Source organism: Micromonospora sp. NBC_00898, assembly GCF_045207895.1.
Classification (GTDB): domain Bacteria; phylum Actinomycetota; class Actinomycetes; order Mycobacteriales; family Micromonosporaceae; genus Micromonospora.
On record NZ_CP108775.1, the window covers coordinates 209,313 to 224,126 of the forward strand.

Annotated in this window: 17 protein-coding genes and 1 riboswitch; of the genes, 5 read left to right on the plus strand and 12 right to left on the minus strand. The window is 74.5% G+C overall.

Annotated features, from left to right (window positions below; all coding sequences use genetic code 11):
• Positions 1-13 precede the first annotated feature (13 nt).
• The 5 genes from OG799_RS01010 to OG799_RS01030 form a co-directional block, all read right to left on the minus strand.
• Positions 14-565, minus strand: coding sequence for a DsbA family protein (locus tag OG799_RS01010; protein ID WP_406042119.1), 552 nt, complete (start codon positions 563-565; stop codon positions 14-16).
• Entirely contained in the window at positions 562-1,059 is a 498-nt protein-coding gene (locus tag OG799_RS01015; protein WP_406042121.1) for a redoxin domain-containing protein, read from the minus strand. Before OG799_RS01015 ends, OG799_RS01010 begins: the two co-directional genes overlap by 4 nt.
• A gap of 80 nt (positions 1,060-1,139) precedes the next feature.
• Positions 1,140-1,817 (minus strand): BON domain-containing protein, encoded by a 678-nt coding sequence (locus OG799_RS01020; protein WP_406042123.1) that lies wholly within the window; start codon positions 1,815-1,817, stop codon positions 1,140-1,142.
• 228 nt (positions 1,818-2,045) lie between these two features.
• Positions 2,046-2,447: a hypothetical protein gene (locus OG799_RS01025; protein WP_406042125.1), complete on the minus strand. Its 402-nt coding sequence runs from the start codon at positions 2,445-2,447 to the stop codon at positions 2,046-2,048.
• A 128-nt stretch (positions 2,448-2,575) separates the two neighbouring features.
• Positions 2,576-2,719, minus strand: a complete 144-nt coding sequence (locus OG799_RS01030; RefSeq protein WP_406042127.1) for a hypothetical protein — start codon at positions 2,717-2,719, stop codon at positions 2,576-2,578.
• 326 nt (positions 2,720-3,045) lie between these two features.
• On the opposite strand from OG799_RS01030, the gene OG799_RS01035 reads away from it, so the two are divergent.
• Complete coding sequence (locus OG799_RS01035; protein ID WP_406042129.1) at positions 3,046-3,408, plus strand: STAS domain-containing protein; 363 nt, start codon at positions 3,046-3,048, stop codon at positions 3,406-3,408.
• Between the two features lie 29 nt (positions 3,409-3,437).
• Here OG799_RS01035 and OG799_RS01040 read toward each other — a convergent pair whose 3' ends face one another.
• Positions 3,438-4,073 (minus strand): 5'/3'-nucleotidase SurE, encoded by a 636-nt coding sequence (locus OG799_RS01040; protein ID WP_406042131.1) that lies wholly within the window; start codon positions 4,071-4,073, stop codon positions 3,438-3,440.
• Between the two features lie 201 nt (positions 4,074-4,274).
• Here OG799_RS01040 and OG799_RS01045 point away from each other — a divergent pair, with 201 nt between their 5' ends.
• Positions 4,275-4,772, plus strand: a complete 498-nt coding sequence (locus tag OG799_RS01045) for an SRPBCC family protein (protein WP_406042133.1) — start codon at positions 4,275-4,277, stop codon at positions 4,770-4,772.
• A 76-nt stretch (positions 4,773-4,848) separates the two neighbouring features.
• Here OG799_RS01045 and OG799_RS01050 read toward each other — a convergent pair whose 3' ends face one another.
• The 5 genes from OG799_RS01050 to OG799_RS01070 form a co-directional block, all read right to left on the minus strand.
• Positions 4,849-5,358, minus strand: a complete 510-nt coding sequence (locus OG799_RS01050; protein ID WP_406042135.1) for a hypothetical protein — start codon at positions 5,356-5,358, stop codon at positions 4,849-4,851.
• Between the two features lie 114 nt (positions 5,359-5,472).
• Entirely contained in the window at positions 5,473-6,534 is a 1,062-nt protein-coding gene (locus OG799_RS01055; RefSeq protein WP_406042137.1) for a coiled-coil domain-containing protein, read from the minus strand.
• A 3-nt stretch (positions 6,535-6,537) separates the two neighbouring features.
• Positions 6,538-6,669: riboswitch (cyclic di-AMP (ydaO/yuaA leader) on the minus strand.
• A 143-nt stretch (positions 6,670-6,812) separates the two neighbouring features.
• Positions 6,813-7,727, minus strand: coding sequence for a cation diffusion facilitator family transporter (locus tag OG799_RS01060; RefSeq protein WP_406042139.1), 915 nt, complete (start codon positions 7,725-7,727; stop codon positions 6,813-6,815).
• A 105-nt stretch (positions 7,728-7,832) separates the two neighbouring features.
• Positions 7,833-9,950: a HelD family protein gene (locus OG799_RS01065; RefSeq protein WP_406042141.1), complete on the minus strand. Its 2,118-nt coding sequence runs from the start codon at positions 9,948-9,950 to the stop codon at positions 7,833-7,835.
• A 117-nt stretch (positions 9,951-10,067) separates the two neighbouring features.
• Positions 10,068-11,027, minus strand: a complete 960-nt coding sequence (locus OG799_RS01070; protein ID WP_406042143.1) for an alpha/beta fold hydrolase — start codon at positions 11,025-11,027, stop codon at positions 10,068-10,070.
• 149 nt (positions 11,028-11,176) lie between these two features.
• On the opposite strand from OG799_RS01070, the gene OG799_RS01075 reads away from it, so the two are divergent.
• Complete coding sequence (locus OG799_RS01075) at positions 11,177-11,797, plus strand: carbonic anhydrase (protein ID WP_406046166.1); 621 nt, start codon at positions 11,177-11,179, stop codon at positions 11,795-11,797.
• Between the two features lie 72 nt (positions 11,798-11,869).
• Here OG799_RS01075 and OG799_RS01080 read toward each other — a convergent pair whose 3' ends face one another.
• Positions 11,870-12,199 (minus strand): hypothetical protein, encoded by a 330-nt coding sequence (locus OG799_RS01080; RefSeq protein ID WP_406042145.1) that lies wholly within the window; start codon positions 12,197-12,199, stop codon positions 11,870-11,872.
• A gap of 322 nt (positions 12,200-12,521) precedes the next feature.
• Between OG799_RS01080 and OG799_RS01085 the strand changes: the two genes are divergently transcribed.
• Positions 12,522-13,013 (plus strand): DUF3145 domain-containing protein, encoded by a 492-nt coding sequence (locus OG799_RS01085; protein ID WP_406042147.1) that lies wholly within the window; start codon positions 12,522-12,524, stop codon positions 13,011-13,013.
• A gap of 39 nt (positions 13,014-13,052) precedes the next feature.
• Positions 13,053-14,786 carry a glycoside hydrolase family 3 protein gene (locus OG799_RS01090; protein WP_406042149.1) on the plus strand — a complete coding sequence of 578 codons (1,734 nt, stop codon included), beginning with the start codon at positions 13,053-13,055 and terminating at the stop codon, positions 14,784-14,786.
• Positions 14,787-14,814 lie beyond the last annotated feature (28 nt).

The window sequence follows — 14,814 nt, forward strand, 5'->3', positions numbered from 1 at the left end:
TGGCCGGTCCGGGTCAGGCGTTCGCGGCGGCGTCCACCGCGGCCAGCAGGTCCGCCAGGTCGTAGCCGCCGTCGTGGCGGTCCTCGTTGACGAACAGCGTCGGGGTGCCGTTGACGCCGCTGCGGATGCCGCCGACGAAGTCCCGCCGGACCCGGTCGGCGTGCGCGTGGCCGGCCACCTCCGCGTCGACCTCGTCGGGCGGCAGCCCGAGCTGTTCGACGCCGAGCGACAGGTGCACCGGATCGAGCTGGTCCTGGTGCTCGAAGAGCCAGTCGTGCATCTCCCAGAACCGTCCGCGCCGCCCGGCGGCCTCGGCCGCCTCCGCCGCGCTCTCCGCGTACGGGTGCACGTTGGCGATGGGGAAGTGCCGGTACACCAGGCGGACCTGGTCCGCGCGCTGGCGCAGCACCTCGGTCAGGTTCGCGTACGCGGCTCCGCAGAACCGGCACTGGAAGTCGCCGTACTCGACGAGGGTGACCGCCGCGTCCACCGGCCCGCGGGCGTGGTCCGTCTCGGTCACCGGGATCCGCAACTTCGCGGTGGTGACCTGCAGTGGCGTGGTCATCCGGCCACCACCTGCCGACCCGCCGCCAGCCGGTCGAGGGCGTCGAGGATGCCGTCCACGCCCGGGTTGACGTCCGCCGGGGAGAGCTGGGTCCAGGCGACCGTGCCCTGGCGGTCGACGACGACGAGCGCCCGGGCCGCCTGGCCCTGCGGGGTGTACGCGCCGTACCGGCGGGCCACCTCGCCCTTCGGCTCGAAGTCGGCGAGCAACGGGAAACGGATCCCGCGGCTGTCGGCGAACGCCTGGTGCGACCAGCGGCTGTCCACCGAGATGCCGAGCACCACGGCGTCGTAGCGCTCGAGCTCGGGCATGGCGGCCTGGTACAGCGCCATCTGGTCACCGCAGACCGGGGTCCAGTCGGCCGGGTAGAAGGCGAGGACGACCGGGTGGCCGCGGAACTGCTCCGGGCCCACCTGTCGTCCGTCGGGGGTTGCCGGCAGGGTGAAGCCGGGCGCGGGGCGCCCGGGTCTGATCAGCCCGTTCGGATCAGTCATGGGTCCCACGCTCGCTCCCCAGGGGGTGAGCCGGGATCACCCGGGCCGGGTGGTTCGGCCGGCCACCCGGCCCGGCCCGCTCAGCGGCCCACCGAGACGTGGTTGTGCACCTCGCGGATGCCGGGCGCCGACCAGACGACCCGTTCGATCTCCTCGCGTTCGGGCACCGAGTGCACCAGGCCCTCCAGCACGACGGTGTCGCCGTGCACCCGGACGCTGATCCCCTCGGCCTCGGTCGCGCCGTTGCGGGCCAACGCGTCCACGATCCGCTCGGCCAGGTCGCGGCCGTCGGCCCGGACCGCCGGGCGGACGGTGATGCCGTTGCTCACCCCGCGTACGCCGGTCAGCCGGCCGACCGCGCGTTCGGCGGCCCGGCGCTGGTACTCCCACTCGACCTCGCCGTGCAGGGTGACCCAGCCGTCCGCCACGGTCACGTCGAGGGCCTCGATCGGCACGAACGCGTCCCATTCCAGCGCGCGGGTGGCCGCGACGGCGATCTCCGGGTCGCTCTTCTCGGCCGAGGTGGCGATCCGGACGGCCAGGTCGTTGGCGACCGCCCGGACCCGCGGCACCCGGTGCGCGGCCCGTTCGGCGGCCCACTTCTTGGCGTAGCTGTCCACCCACCCGGTCAGCGTCACCACGCCGTCGGTGACGGTCACCCCGATCTCGTTGGGGCGTACCCGGGGCTCCCACGTCAGCTCGTCGAGGACGTCGGTCTGGATGTCCTGGTCGGTCCGGGTGACGGTTGCGGTGGCCATCGGTCACTCCTTCGCGGGTAGGGATTCGCGGCACGCGCGCACCCACCGGCACGCACCCCGCCAACCCCGATCCTGATCCCGCCCAGGGTGACCCGCCCTCACCCCTCCCGGGTGACCCGCCCCGGACCCACCCCCGCGATCTTGCAGTTTCGGCCCTGACGAACAGGGCGAATCGCCCAGCACACGGCCCCCAAGTGCAAGATCGCGGGCTGGGGTGGGTGCGTCGGCTCAGCCGTCCAGGCCGACGGGGAAGTTGGGCCGGTCCACGTCGACGAACTCGATCTCGTCGGCGTCCCGGGTGCGGCTGCCGGCGGCCCGGGCGGCGGTGCCGGCGGCCCAGCCGAGAGCCGCGCCGACCAGCGCGGTGCTGATCAGCAGGGTCCAGGGCGGCGCCGGACGGCGGCCGGCGAGCGCGTCGAAGGCGAGGGTGGCCCGGCGACGGGCCTCCTCGGCGGCGGAGCCGACCAGGTCGGTGGCGTCGCCGGCCAGGCCCGAGCCACCGCGACGGGCGGACCGGGCGGTGTCCCGGACGCTGTCACCGGCGGAGCTGACGGCGGAGACCAGGTGCTGCCACGCCTGATCCGCGATCCGCTCCGGCCTGCGGCGGTCCAGCAGAGTGGTTCCGAACATGGTGCTTACCTCCTCGGGGTGCCGAAGCCCGGGGGCAACTTCGGACTCCGGCGGCTGTCCGGCGCGTGACTGTTCGCTTACCCGCCTGTGCCCCTCAGGGCGCCGGCGCAAACCATCCGGGGGTTCGCTCAGCGGACCGACACGGTCGCGGCCCCACGGGCGAAGTCGTCATCGTCGTCGTCATCGTCGTCGCCCGCGCCGCCGAAGCCGCAGGCCAGCATGAGGGCGAGCAGGGTGCCGACGCCGGCCAGCCCGAGCAGTCTCCTGATCATCGATCATCCTCTCCGTCGGGGGCACTCCCGGCCGATGCTAGGCCGCGGGGTCAACCGAACGCGCCGACGTGCGGGGTGCGCGACCGGCGGGCGTCGGGCCGCTACCCTGGTGCGGCGGATCGGCCGGCCAGGTCGATCGTTGGAGAATGAGCAACCCGGTCATCGGGAAAATAGGAACCAGAAGGTCGGGATTGGGCTGCCCAGGTGTGCCCGATCCGCGAATTGCTCATCCCGAGGGGTGGCGACCGAGGCCGTCGGAGGAATACTCTCGGTCGCGGCCCGCGTACTGATGAGGCGCCCGTCAACGGGCGAGTGGAGGTGCTCGCGTGAGCCTGTCGATCGTGAAGTCGGTGCTGTCGGGCGGTGTCATCCAGATCGCCCCGCGGGGTGAGATCGACGTCGACACCGCCTACGAGGTCCGCGAGGCGATCGCGGAGGTGCTCGCGAAGGGCCGTCCGTCCCGGATCGAGCTGAACATGCGGTTGGTCACCTTCATCGACTCCGTTGGCATCAGCGCGATGGTCGCCGGCTTCCAGACCTGCGAGGTCAGTGGCGTGAAGCTGGTCGTGACCGAGCCGAGCCGGTTCGTGCACCGGCAGCTCTGGGTCACCGGCCTGCTCGGCCTCTTCGGCGCCCCCGAGCCCTACTTCGCCGGCGCCGCGACTCCCGAGGTGCTCCCCGGCGCCTGAGCGCCGACTCCCGGTCACGGTTCGTGGCGTCAGCCTTCGGGCGCGCCGAGCCCGGACAGGTCGACGTCGGAGACCTCGATCACTGCCCGCACCGCGGTCACCGAGGCGTACCCGTCGGCCAGCAGGGCCAGGTCGGTGCCGGGCTGGACGGCCTGCCCGGGCTCCTCGAGTGAGGTACGCACGAACCCGTACCCCGACTCGGCGACCGTCATCTGCACCTGGCCGAAGCTGGCCAGGGTCCCCTTCCGTACCTCGCGCAGCCGGCCGTGCGGCAGGTCGGGCGCGTTGACGTTGAGCACGCTCTCCACCGGCCCGGCCAGCAGTCGGGGCAGCAGGGCGAGGGCCACCCGGGCGGCGGTGGACCAGTGCCGCTCGGCGTCGCGGACCCGGGCGGCGGCGGCCACCGCGGCGCCGCCGCTGGCCGCCGTGGCCTCCCCGGCGGAGAGCACGTCGAGGGAGACCGCCATCGCCCGGCAGCCGTTCGCGGCGGCGGTGAACGCGGCGCCCACGGTGCCCGAGTGCAGCACCGCGCGGCCGGCGTTCGCACCCCGGTTGATCCCGGAGAGCACCACGTGCCCCTCCCGCTCCACCGCCGTCCGGGCCAGCCAGCCGATGCCGGGTGCGGCCATCCCGTCGTCGTTGGTGACCAGCACCCGCAGCGTCATCGTTCGGCCGCCCGCCGGCCAGGTCCACCACCACCCGGCTGCCGTTGGCGCCCAGGTCGGCGGCGAACCGCCGGTACAGGTCGGCCGGTCATCCGCCGTACCCGTCCATGCGCGCCGCCTCCTCGAATCCGGAGGCCCGGATTCCCCGCGCGCCCCGCGTCATGCGGAGCGTTGCCAGCCCGCTCCAGGTACGGGACGATCGTGCGGACCGCCGACGGCGAGGGGGACGGTGTGCTCAGCCGCGAGACGTTCAGCTACACCGTGCAGGCGCGCTGTACGCGGGCCGAGGCGGTCGCGCTTCTCGGCGACCTGAGCCGCCAGGGTGAGCTGCACCCGCTGATCGTCGGCGTGCGCCGGCTGCCGCCCCACCCGGGCGCCCTGGCCAGCTACGCGATCACCGACCGGCTGGCGGTCGGGCCGCTGCGCTTCCCGGTCACCTACCAGGCCGACGTGCTGATCGCGAGCGAGGACGAGGTGGTGACCGTAGCCCGGCAGCGCCCCGCCACCACCGTCCGCAACCACACCCGGCTGCGGGACGAGCCGGGCGGCGTGACGCGGATCGACGTCGAGATCACCCTCTCCGCGCCGGCGCCCCTGTTCGGGTACGCCTTCCGGCAGGCCCGGGCGGCCCACCTCGGGCTGGCCAGCCGGCTCGGTGCGGCGCTGGACCGCGGCCCGGACGCCCCCGCCGAGAGCTGACCGCCGGCACGGCCGGCCGCGTCCGCCCGGGCTGACCCGTTGGCTGCAGCCCGGGTCGCGGTCCGACGGCGGTCGGTCAGGACCGGGGCGCGGCGGCCGCCGGGCGGCGGCGGGCCGGGGTGGCGGGGCGCAGCCGGCCCCACGGCTTGTAGGTGGAGAGCACGGTGGCGATCAGCAGCAGCGTGCTGGAGACCGCTGGGGCGACGACCAGGTCCACCCGGTGGTGGGTGGAGGCGGCGGCGCCCAGCGCGCCGAGCTCCCGGATCCGGGGCGTCAGCAGCAGCAGGACCAGGCCGAGCATCACGGTGGTGAGCGCGAACTTGACCAGCACCCACCGCCAGCGCAGCAGCCCCCACGGGGTGAGCAGCGAACTCACCACCCCGACCAGCCAGACCACGACGCTCAGCGGCGCGAAGAGGTAGGTGACGACCAGCCCCGCGGTGGGGTAGACCACCGCGGGGTCGGCGCCGCGCAGCCCGGCGACGCCCAGGGTGAGCAGCACCAGGTCCGCGCCGAGCCAACCCAGCGCGGTGACCAGGTGCAGGGTCAGCAGGGCCTTGCGGCTGGCGGGGGCGAGTCGACTCATGCCGACCATGCTGGTCCGGCGGCCCGGCCGCGTCGTGGGGCCGGCGGCGACATCCGGCGTACGTCGGCGGACGTAGCCGGGGTGGCCCGTGCGGCGACGGGCCACCCCGCTCGCTCAGTAGACCGACAGGTGCACGTGGTTGGTGTGGTCGCTGGACGGGTCGCCGTTGCCCCCGCTGTACGCCTTCCAGCCGCTGCTGGGCAGCCAGATCTGCTTGAACCAGATCACGTAGAGCACGGCCAGCGCGTCGGCGTTGCGGATGAAGTAGGCGGACAGGTTGTTGCCGTACGTCCGGTCGCCGCCGGTGGCGACCCCGCCGAAGCCGTCGGACTGCGCGGCGAAGTCGCACGCCCGGCCCTTGGGGTGCTCACCCGACCCGCTGGGCCGGTGGCAGGAGACGTACCGGGTGAACCCGGCCGCCTTGGCCTGGTTGAGCGCGTGCAGGGTGCGCGGGGTGATGCAGCCGTCGGCCGGGGTGGGGTCGTCGACGCTGCACGACTCGGGCGGCCAGGAGCCGTCGGAGTTGCGCGGTGCCGGGGTGGCGTTCGCGGTGGACGTGCCGCGGGCCGAGCCGCCGCTGCTCGCGCGGTCGTTCGCCACCTCCAGCGCGCGCTCGGCCTGCTGCTTGCGCTTGGCCATCACCGCGACCTGCTTGCGCTGTTCCTGGATCTCGGCGTCCAGCGCGGTCCGGGTGGTCGTCGCCCGGTCCCGGGTGTCGATCAGGTCGCGCAGCGCCCGGTCCTCGTGGGCGGCGACCTGGCCCAGCGCGGCGGCGCGGTCCAGGAAGCCTTCCGGGCTGTCGCTGTTGAGCAGCGCCCCAGCGGTGCCGAGCCGTCCGGTCCGGTACGCCACGCCGGCGATCTCGCCGACCTTGGTGTCGCGGACGCTCAGCTCGGCGTTGATCGTGGTGAGCTGGTCGGTGAGCTGCTTCTGCCGGCCGACCGAGCGGGCCAGCGCGGCCTTCGCGTCCAGCCAGCCCTTGCTGGCCGCGTCGAGTTGGGCGCGCAGCGCCGGGGTGCCGCCCTCGTCGTCGCCGGGAGCGGCGGCGAGCAGGCCGGCCCGGGGCGCCGCCGAGGCGGGGCCGACCGGCACGGCGGCGACGCCAAGCGCGAGCGTCGCGACGAGCAGGGCCGCCAACCGGGCGGCCGTCCGTCGTACAGGTGCCACTGCTGGCATTCACTTTCCTTCCGTCAGCCGCCGACCGGGTTAGCTGACGGGTTCGGGACGGAAGATCCCTACCGCTGGCGCGGATGCACCCCACGAACATGGTTCCCCGGTTCGCCGCGGGCGGCGATTAGGCGGCGGCCACCGCAGGCGCCGGAGGGCGCCGCCCGGCGGAGGCCGGGGCCGAGCCTACCGGTGGTGCTCCGGCTCGGCCCGGTGAGCGAAGGCCGCAGCCGGGAGCAAAACCGGCATTAGCGCACAATACCCACTTTGATTTAAGTTTGTCCTAACTACCACTCGACCGCACCACAAGCCCCGGATGACGCTCCGGGCTCGATCTGCAACGTGGCGTGGTCGATCCGGAAGTCCTCGTGCAGGGCCGCCCGCGCGGCCGCCAGCACGGTGCCCACCTCGGCGTCCGGCGCCATGGTCAGGTGTGCCGAGGCCACCTCCATGCCGGAGGTCAGCGTCCAGACGTGCAGGTCGTGCACCTCGGCGACGCCGGGCACCGCGGCCAGCCGGTCGTGCACCGCGGTCACCTGGAGGTGCTCCGGGGCGGCCTGCACGAGGATGCGCACCGCGGCCCGCCCCAGCCGCCAGGTGCGGGGCAGGATGAACAGCCCGATCGCGACCGCGACCAGGGGGTCCGCCCACCACCAGTCGGTGAGCGCGATGACCAGCGCGGCGCCGATCACCCCGAGCGAGCCGAGCAGGTCGCCGAGCACCTCCAGGTACGCGCCGCGCAGGTTGATGCTCTCCTGCGCCCCGGTACGCAGCAGGGCGAACGCGGCGATGTTGGCCAGCAGGCCGAGCACCGCCACCGCGAGCATGGGACCGGCGAGGACCTCCGGCGGCTCGCCGAACCGGCGTACCGCCTCGACCAGCACGTAGACCGCGACCGCGCCGAGCAGCACCGCGTTGGCCAGGGCGGCCAGCACCTCCAGCCGGTAGAGCCCGAAGGTGCGCTGCGGGTCGGTGTCGGCGTGCCGGGTGGCGGTGATTGCCGCGAGGGCCATGCCGATGCCCAGCACGTCGGTGAACATGTGCCCGGCGTCCGAGAGCAGGGCCAGCGAGCCGGTCGTGAAGGCGGCGACCGCCTCGACCAGCATCAGGGCGGTGAGCAGCCCGAACGCGGCCCAGAGCCGGCCCCGGTGGCGGTACGCGGCGTTGGTCACCGCCCCGCTGTGGTCATGACCTGCGCCCACGCCCACACCCTTTCGCCCTCGCCCCGGCCGGGCCCAATCTATGTTCACATCGCTATGTATGCAACTGAGCGGCCGGCATCCGCCCCCTCGCGGTCGAAGCCCCGCTCAGCCCAGCGGGTCGACGGTGGTGAGCCGCTGCGTCGCCCGGGACAGCGCCACGTACAGGGTCCGTACGCCGGAACCCGGATCCGCCCGGATCTCGCTCGGCGCGACCAGCACGACCCCGTCGTACTCCATGCCCTTGGCCTGCAGGCTCGTCACCACCTGGAGCCGGGAGCCGCCCAGGTCGCCGAGCCAGCCGGCCACCTCGTCCCGGCGCGGCACCGGCGTGATCACCCCGACCGTCCCCTCCACCTCGGCCAGCAGGGTCCCGGCCGCCGCCACGGCGGCCGTCGCCAGTTCGGCGGCCGGCACGGTCCGCTCGACCGGCTCGACCCCGGTGGAGCGCACCGCGGTGGGCAGCGGCAGGTCCGGGTAGAGCCGGCGGATCTCAGCCGCCGCTACCGCGAAGATCTCCGCCGAGTTGCGGTAGTTGGTGGTCAGCGTGAACTGGTGCCGGCGGCGGCGCCCCAGCGCCTGGTCGCGGGCCCGGGTCAGCTCCTCCGGATCGCCGGTCCAGGCGGTCTGCGCCGGATCGCCCACCACCGTCCAGGAGGCCAACCGGCCGCGCCGGCCGATCATGCGCCACTGCATCGGCGAGACGTCCTGCGCCTCGTCGACCACCACGTGCGCGTACTCCCGGTAGTCCTCCGGCCGCTCCCGGGCCGCGGCCCGGGCGGCCCGCTGCCGGTCGGCGAAGGTGGTCAGCTCGCGGACCCCGCCGGCGAGCTGGAACGGGTCACGCTTCGCCTTCGCCGGCCGCATCGGCTTGCCGAGCAGCGCGTCCAGTTCGTCGAGCAGCGCGATGTCCGCGATGGTCAGCCCCGCGGTGTCCAGGCTCCGGTACGCCTCCGTCAGCAGCCGGATCTCGCTGCCGGCGAGGATGCCGCCGGCGTACCGGCGCAGCCGCTCCGGCCGGGCCAGCCAGCCGAGCACGTGCCGGGGGTGCAGCCGGGGCCACCAGGCCTTCAGGAACTCCCGGAACTCCGGCCGGTCGATGATCTCGTCCTCGAAGGCGCGCTGCTCCGGCAGCCGGCCGACCCGCAGCTGGCGAGCCTGGGCGTACAGCGTCGCCAGGACCCCGTCGAAGCCGGCCCGGCGCACCTCGTTGCGGCGCGCCCCCCGGGGCAGCGCCCGGTCCCGGATGCCGTCCAGCTCCCGGCGCTCCAGCCGGAGCAGCTCGCCCCGGTAGAGCAGCCGCAGCTCGGCCGGCGCGTCCGGCACGGTGTCCCGGACCGCCCGCTCCAGCACCCGGCGCATCCGCAGCGACCCCTTGACCGCCGCCACCTCCGGCGGGTCCGTCCGGGTCGCCGACATGCCCGGGAAGAGCGAGCCGAGCGAGTGCAGGGTGGCCGTCTCCTCGCCGAGCGAGGGCAGCACCGAGGCGATGTACTCCACGAAGACACTCGACGGACCGACGACCAGGATGCCGCCGCCGGCGTACCGGCTGCGGTCGGAGTAGAGCAGGTACGCCGCCCGGTGCAGCGCCACCGCCGTCTTGCCGGTGCCCGGGCCGCCGGAGACGATCGTGACGCCCGAGCCGGGGGAGCGGATCGCCTCGTCCTGCTCCCGCTGGATGGTCGCGACGATGTCCCGCATGCCGCGCCCGGTGGCCCGCGACAGGGTGGCCAGCAGCGCCCCGTCGCCCACCACCGCCATGTCCGCCGGCGCCGACTCCGGGTCCAGCAGGTCGTCCTCGATCCGGGTCACCTTCTCGGCCGAGGACTGGATGGTGCGCCGCCGCACCACGCCCATCGGCTCCGCCGGCGTCGCCTGGTAGAAGGCCGCCGCGGCCGGCGCCCGCCAGTCCACCACCAGGGTTTCGGCGTGCTCGCCGCGCACCCCGAGCCGCCCGACGTGCAGCACCTGCCGGGTACGCAGGTCGAGCCGGCCGAAGACCAGCCCCTCGTGCTCGGCGTCCAGCGCGTGCCGGCGCCGCGCGGCGTGGAAGACCATCGCGTCCCGTTCGACCAGCGCCCCGAAGTTGCCCACCCGGGCCAGCCGGTAGCCCTCCCGCTCGGCGTCGGCGGCCGACCGGCGCAGCTCCGCCAGCCGGGCGTACACCTGGTCGAGATGTCGCTGTTCGGCGGCCATCTCCCGTTCCAGGGTGGTCTGGTCGGTCAACGCGGCAACTCCTGTGGTCCGGGCGGCGGGCACGGTGGCTGAATGAGGGTACGGGCCGGCGTCGCAGCCCGCGCCGGGGCCATGCCGGTCCGGGAGGCCGCCCGCCCGGGTTGCCCGTTATCCGGCTGTTCCCACCCCGGCCACCGGGCCGTCGCCGGCCCGGGTCGCGCCCGGCGCGGGCCGGTCCAGCACCCGCCGGAGCACCGCGACGAGGGCCGCGTTCACCTCGTCCGGCCGCTCCATCATCAGCATGTGCCCGGCGCCGGGGCAGACGGTCAGGTCGGTGGTCGGCAGCGCGGCGGCGATCGACGCCGCGCAGGGCGGCGGGGTGAGCCGGTCCCGGTCGCCGACCAGCGCGGCGGCCGGCAGGTGGCCCAGCGCGGCCAGGGTGTCCAGCCGGTGCTGGGCGCCGATCGAGGCACGGAACCCGCCGATCGAGCGCAGCGAGGCGTGCGCCACCGCCGAGGTGACCAGCCGGATGTCCGCCGGGTCGCAGCGGTCGCCGAAGAGCATCCAGCGGATGCTGGGGCGCAGCGCGCGCAGCAGCGCCCGGGGCGGCCGCCAGGACCCGCAGCGGGCCAGCACCCCGGCGCCGGTGGTCTCGGCGAGCCGGATCAACCGGGCGATCCGGGGCGACAAGCCGTAGACGGTGTGCGTGTGCCCCTCGGCGGTGGTCGAGACGAAGACCAGACCGGCGGTACGGGCGGCGAAGTGGCCGGGGTGACGGTGGGCGTACTCCATCACGGTCATCCCGCCCATCGAGTGCCCGACCAGGACCACCTTCCCCACGGGGGCGACCTCGTCCACCACCGCGGCCAGGTCGTCGCCGAGCTGGGCCAGGGTGGCCGTGCGCAGCGCCATGCAGCTCGACCGGCCGTGCCCCCGGGCGTCGTAGGTGACGACCCGCACCCGGTCGCCGAACCGCTCCCGGATCTCGGCGAGCTGTCGGTGCCAGCTGCGGCCGTCCAGCGTCCAGCCGTGCAGCAGGATCGCGGTCACCTCGGCGTCGTCCGGCCCGGTCACCGCCACGTGCAGGCGTACGTCGTCGGGAAGCTGGACCTCCAGGTGCTCCGGCATGATTACCTCCCCCGGGCCGGCCGATGTCGCTCACACCGGCGTAACCCGGCGGCAACACCGGCTACCCGTCATGACAACACGCCAACCGCGGTGGTGAGAAGATTCGCAACCACCCCCGCGCGGTCGGATCGGTGACCAGGCTGGAGGGCATGCCGCCGTCCCCGACCCCGGCCGGAGCGGGCCGGAACCCGCGTAGCGCCCTGGCCGAGCTGCTCGCCGGGAACCGCCGCTTCGTCAGCGGCCAACCCGTGCACGGGCACGACGTGACCGCCGCGGCGGCGGTGGCCTCGGGCGACCAGGAGCCGTACGCGGTGGTGCTGGGCTGTATCGACTCGCGGGTCCCACTGGAGGCGATCTTCGACCAGACGTTCGGGTCGATCTGTGTGATCCGCACCGGCGCGCACGTCCTCGACCGGGCGGTCCGTGGCTCGATCGAGTACGTGGTGGGCCAGCTCGGGGTGCCGCTGGTGATGGTGCTCGGGCACGAGCGCTGCGGGGCGGTCGGCTCGGCGGTGGAGACGCTGCGCACGGGGGAGCGGCCGGAGGGCTCGCTGGCGTACCTGGTGGACCAGATCGCTCCGGCGGTGACCGAGGTGGGCGTGGACGACCCCCGGGCGCACCCGATGGCCGTCCGCCGGCACGTGCTGCGCACGGTGGCCACGCTGCGGGCGGACGACCTGCTGGCCGGTCCGGTCGCCGCCGGCCGGGTGGCCGTGGTCGGCGCCCTCTACGACCTGGCCACCGGAAACGTCGCCCTGCTGGCGGAGTGACCGGCCGCGGAGACGACGAACCGCCCGCCGGGATCACCCGACGGGCGGTTCATGGTGTCGCTGGTGAGGGACTCAGCCCTCGAAGACGCCGGCCTCGACGAGACGCTTCTCGGTGGCGTCCCAGCCGTGCTCCGGGTGAGCGGCGGCGAGGCCGTTGATCTCCGCCCGGATCTTGGCGGCGTGACCGGCCGCGGCCAGCACCCGGATCTCCTCGACAAAGGCCTCGGAGTCGGTGCGCAGGTGCGCGGTCTTGCCGTTGGTCAGGTTGCGCACGTAGGCGTGCTTGCCGCCGTTCAGCGGGATGAGGTACTTGAACTCGCCCAGCACGCTGAGGGCGCCACCCTGGCCAGCCTGGCCGGCCCGGACTGACGCGCGCGCGGTCTTAGAGGTGTTGCTCGCCACGGAGGTACTCCTTGCAGACGTACGGGAGGACTTGATCGTCCGGGGGCTGTTGCGGGTGACGCCCGGATGAGCCTCGGCCCGCGAAGATGTACGGCGGCACAGAACCGCCCATGAAACTGTACACGACCGCGACACCTGGCTGGTCGTCGCGCCGTCATGGTGGTCAACGGGGTCACCCGCCCGGCTATTCCGGCCCGATCCCGCCGCCGAATTTTCCGATTCGCTGGCGCACCACCCGTCACAGGGTCATCATGTGTTGCAGAGGCCACTCGGGTGGACGAGGTCGTAGGGGAAGACGCACCTCGCTCTCCGGGAGGTCACCGTGCCAACGCGTGGCGTCGTATACGTCCACTCGACCCCGCTCGCCGTGTCGTCACACGTCGAGTGGGCGATCGCGCGCGTCCTCGCCGCGCCGGTCAACCTGCAGTGGACGGCCCAGCCCGTCGATCCCGGCGCCCGCCGCGCCGAGTGCGGGTGGACCGGTAGCCCGGGGACGGGCGCCGAGCTGGCTGCTGCCCTCCGGCAGTGGCCCATGATCCGTTTCGAGGTCACCGAGGAACCCAGCCCCGGCGCCGACGGCGAGCGTTTCATGTACGTCCCGGGGCGGGGCCTGTTCCGGGCCGCCGTCGGCGCGGCCGGCGACATCCAGCTCGGCGAGGACCGGCTGCGCAGCATCATGGCGTCCGCCCGCGCCCCGGAGGCCCTCGCGCACGCCCTGGACAAGGCGCTCGGCACCGCCTGGGACGCCGAGCTGGAGCCCTACCGGTACGCCGGCGACGGCGCCCCGGTGACGCTGCTCACCCGGGTCGGTTGACCGAAGGTCAAGTTGCCCGATACGCGGTGAACTGGTGGGATGGGTCGCGTGTCGACCACCCCTCGACGTACCGTCGTCGCGCTCGCCGCACTGACCGCGCTGCTCGTCTCCGGGTGCGCGAAGGGGCCGGGCGGGGCGCCGCTCGCGGGGTCGCCGAGCCCGTCCTCGGCCGCCCCCAGCCCGACCCCGACGCCCACCTCCGCCGACCCAGCCGCCCGGGCCACGGCCCTGGTCCGCACGCTCGCCGACGAGGACCTGGTCGGCCAGGTGCTGATGCCCTACGCCTACGGCAGCTCCGCGACCACGGTCTCGCCCGGGTCGGCCGCCGGCAACCGGGCTCTCGCCGGGGTCGACACCCCGGCGGAGATGGTGGCGAAGTACCGCCTCGGCGGGGTGATCCTGGTCGGTTTCAGCGCCGACGACCCCACCTCCGGCAACCAGGCCACCACCAACGTCGACAACCCGAAGCAGGTCCGGGAGCTGACCACGGGGCTGCGGGCGGCCGCCGGGAAGCTCCCCGCCGGGCCGGCCCCCTTCCTGATCGGCACCGACCAGGAGTACGGCGTGGTCACCCGGGTCACCGACGGGGTGACCCTGCTGCCCAGCCCGATGGCCGCCGGGGCGGCCGGGAAGCCGGCGCTGACCGAGGCCGCCTGGCGGGCCGCCGGCGCGGAGCTCGCCGCGATGGGGATCAACCTCGACTTCGCCCCGGTCGCCGACGTGCTGGTCACCCGTAGCACGGTGATCGGCTCCCGCTCCTTCGGCGCCGACCCGGCGGTCGCCTCCGCCCAGGTCGCCGGCGCGGTGCGGGGCCTCCAGGCCCAGGGGGTGGCGGCCAGCGTCAAGCACTTCCCCGGGCACGGCCTGAGCGCCACCGACTCGCACAAGGACCTGCCGGTGATCGGCCAGTCCCGCGCGGTGCTGGACGGGACGGCGTTCCCGCCGTTCCGCGCCGGCATCGACGCCGGCGCCATGGCGGTCATGTCGGCCCACCTCGACGTGCAGGCGATCGACCCGGGCACCCCGGCCACCTTCTCCCACAAGCTCCTCACCGACGTGCTGCGCGGCCAGCTCGGTTTCCAGGGCGTGGTGATCACCGACGGGATGAACATGCCGCCGGCCAAGCGCTGGTCGCCGGGGGAGGCGGCGGTGCGGGCCCTTACCGCGGGCAACGACCTCATCCTGATGACCCCGAACGTGAGCCAGGCGTACGACGGGCTGCTCGCCGCGCTCCGGGACGGCTCGCTGCCCCGGAACCGGCTGGTGGAGGCGGTCACCCGGGTGCTCACCATGAAGTTCAAGCTGGCCGACCGGCCGACCCCGGAGCTGGCCGGGCTGGACAGCCCGGAGCATCGCCGGGCGGCGGCCGACCTGGCCGCGGCGGCGGTCACCGTGCTGCGCGGCCGGTGCGGCGGCCCGGTGACCGGGCCGGTCACCGTGACCTCCTCCGGCGGGCGCGACCGGACCCGGGCGACGCTGACCCAGGCGCTCACCGCGGCCGGGATGAAGGTGGTGTCCAGCGGCGGCACGGTCGTCCACCTCGTCGGGTACGGCGACGACGCCGACGACCTGCGCGCCGACGCCGCGGTGACGGTGGCCATGGACACCCCGTACGTGCTGGCCTCGGCGAAGTCGCCGACGCTGCTGGCCACGTACTCGTCCAGCCGGGCGTCGATGACCGCGCTGGCCCGGGTGCTCGCCGGCAAGGCCCGGCCGGGCGGCCGGTCGCCGGTCGCGGTGACCGGGCTGCCCGCCACCACCTGCGGCACCTGACCGGCGGCCGCCGCCGGTGCCGCCGACC

Excerpts from the sequence above, each read along its gene's own strand:
- OG799_RS01010 (WP_406042119.1), bottom strand. The coding sequence starts at position 565 with ATGACCACGCCACTGCAGGTCACCACCGCGAAGTTGCGGATCCCGGTG.
- OG799_RS01055 (WP_406042137.1), bottom strand. The coding sequence starts at position 6,534 with ATGCCAGCAGTGGCACCTGTACGACGGACGGCCGCCCGGTTGGCGGCC.
- OG799_RS01050 (WP_406042135.1), bottom strand. The coding sequence starts at position 5,358 with ATGAGTCGACTCGCCCCCGCCAGCCGCAAGGCCCTGCTGACCCTGCAC.
- OG799_RS01070 (WP_406042143.1), bottom strand. The coding sequence starts at position 11,027 with ATGCCGGAGCACCTGGAGGTCCAGCTTCCCGACGACGTACGCCTGCAC.
- OG799_RS01025 (WP_406042125.1), bottom strand. The coding sequence starts at position 2,447 with ATGTTCGGAACCACTCTGCTGGACCGCCGCAGGCCGGAGCGGATCGCG.
- OG799_RS01030 (WP_406042127.1), bottom strand. The coding sequence starts at position 2,719 with ATGATCAGGAGACTGCTCGGGCTGGCCGGCGTCGGCACCCTGCTCGCC.
- OG799_RS01075 (WP_406046166.1), top strand. The coding sequence starts at position 11,177 with ATGCCGCCGTCCCCGACCCCGGCCGGAGCGGGCCGGAACCCGCGTAGC.
- OG799_RS01015 (WP_406042121.1), bottom strand. The coding sequence starts at position 1,059 with ATGACTGATCCGAACGGGCTGATCAGACCCGGGCGCCCCGCGCCCGGC.
- OG799_RS01040 (WP_406042131.1), bottom strand. The coding sequence starts at position 4,073 with ATGACGCTGCGGGTGCTGGTCACCAACGACGACGGGATGGCCGCACCC.
- OG799_RS01020 (WP_406042123.1), bottom strand. The coding sequence starts at position 1,817 with ATGGCCACCGCAACCGTCACCCGGACCGACCAGGACATCCAGACCGAC.
- OG799_RS01090 (WP_406042149.1), top strand. The coding sequence starts at position 13,053 with ATGGGTCGCGTGTCGACCACCCCTCGACGTACCGTCGTCGCGCTCGCC.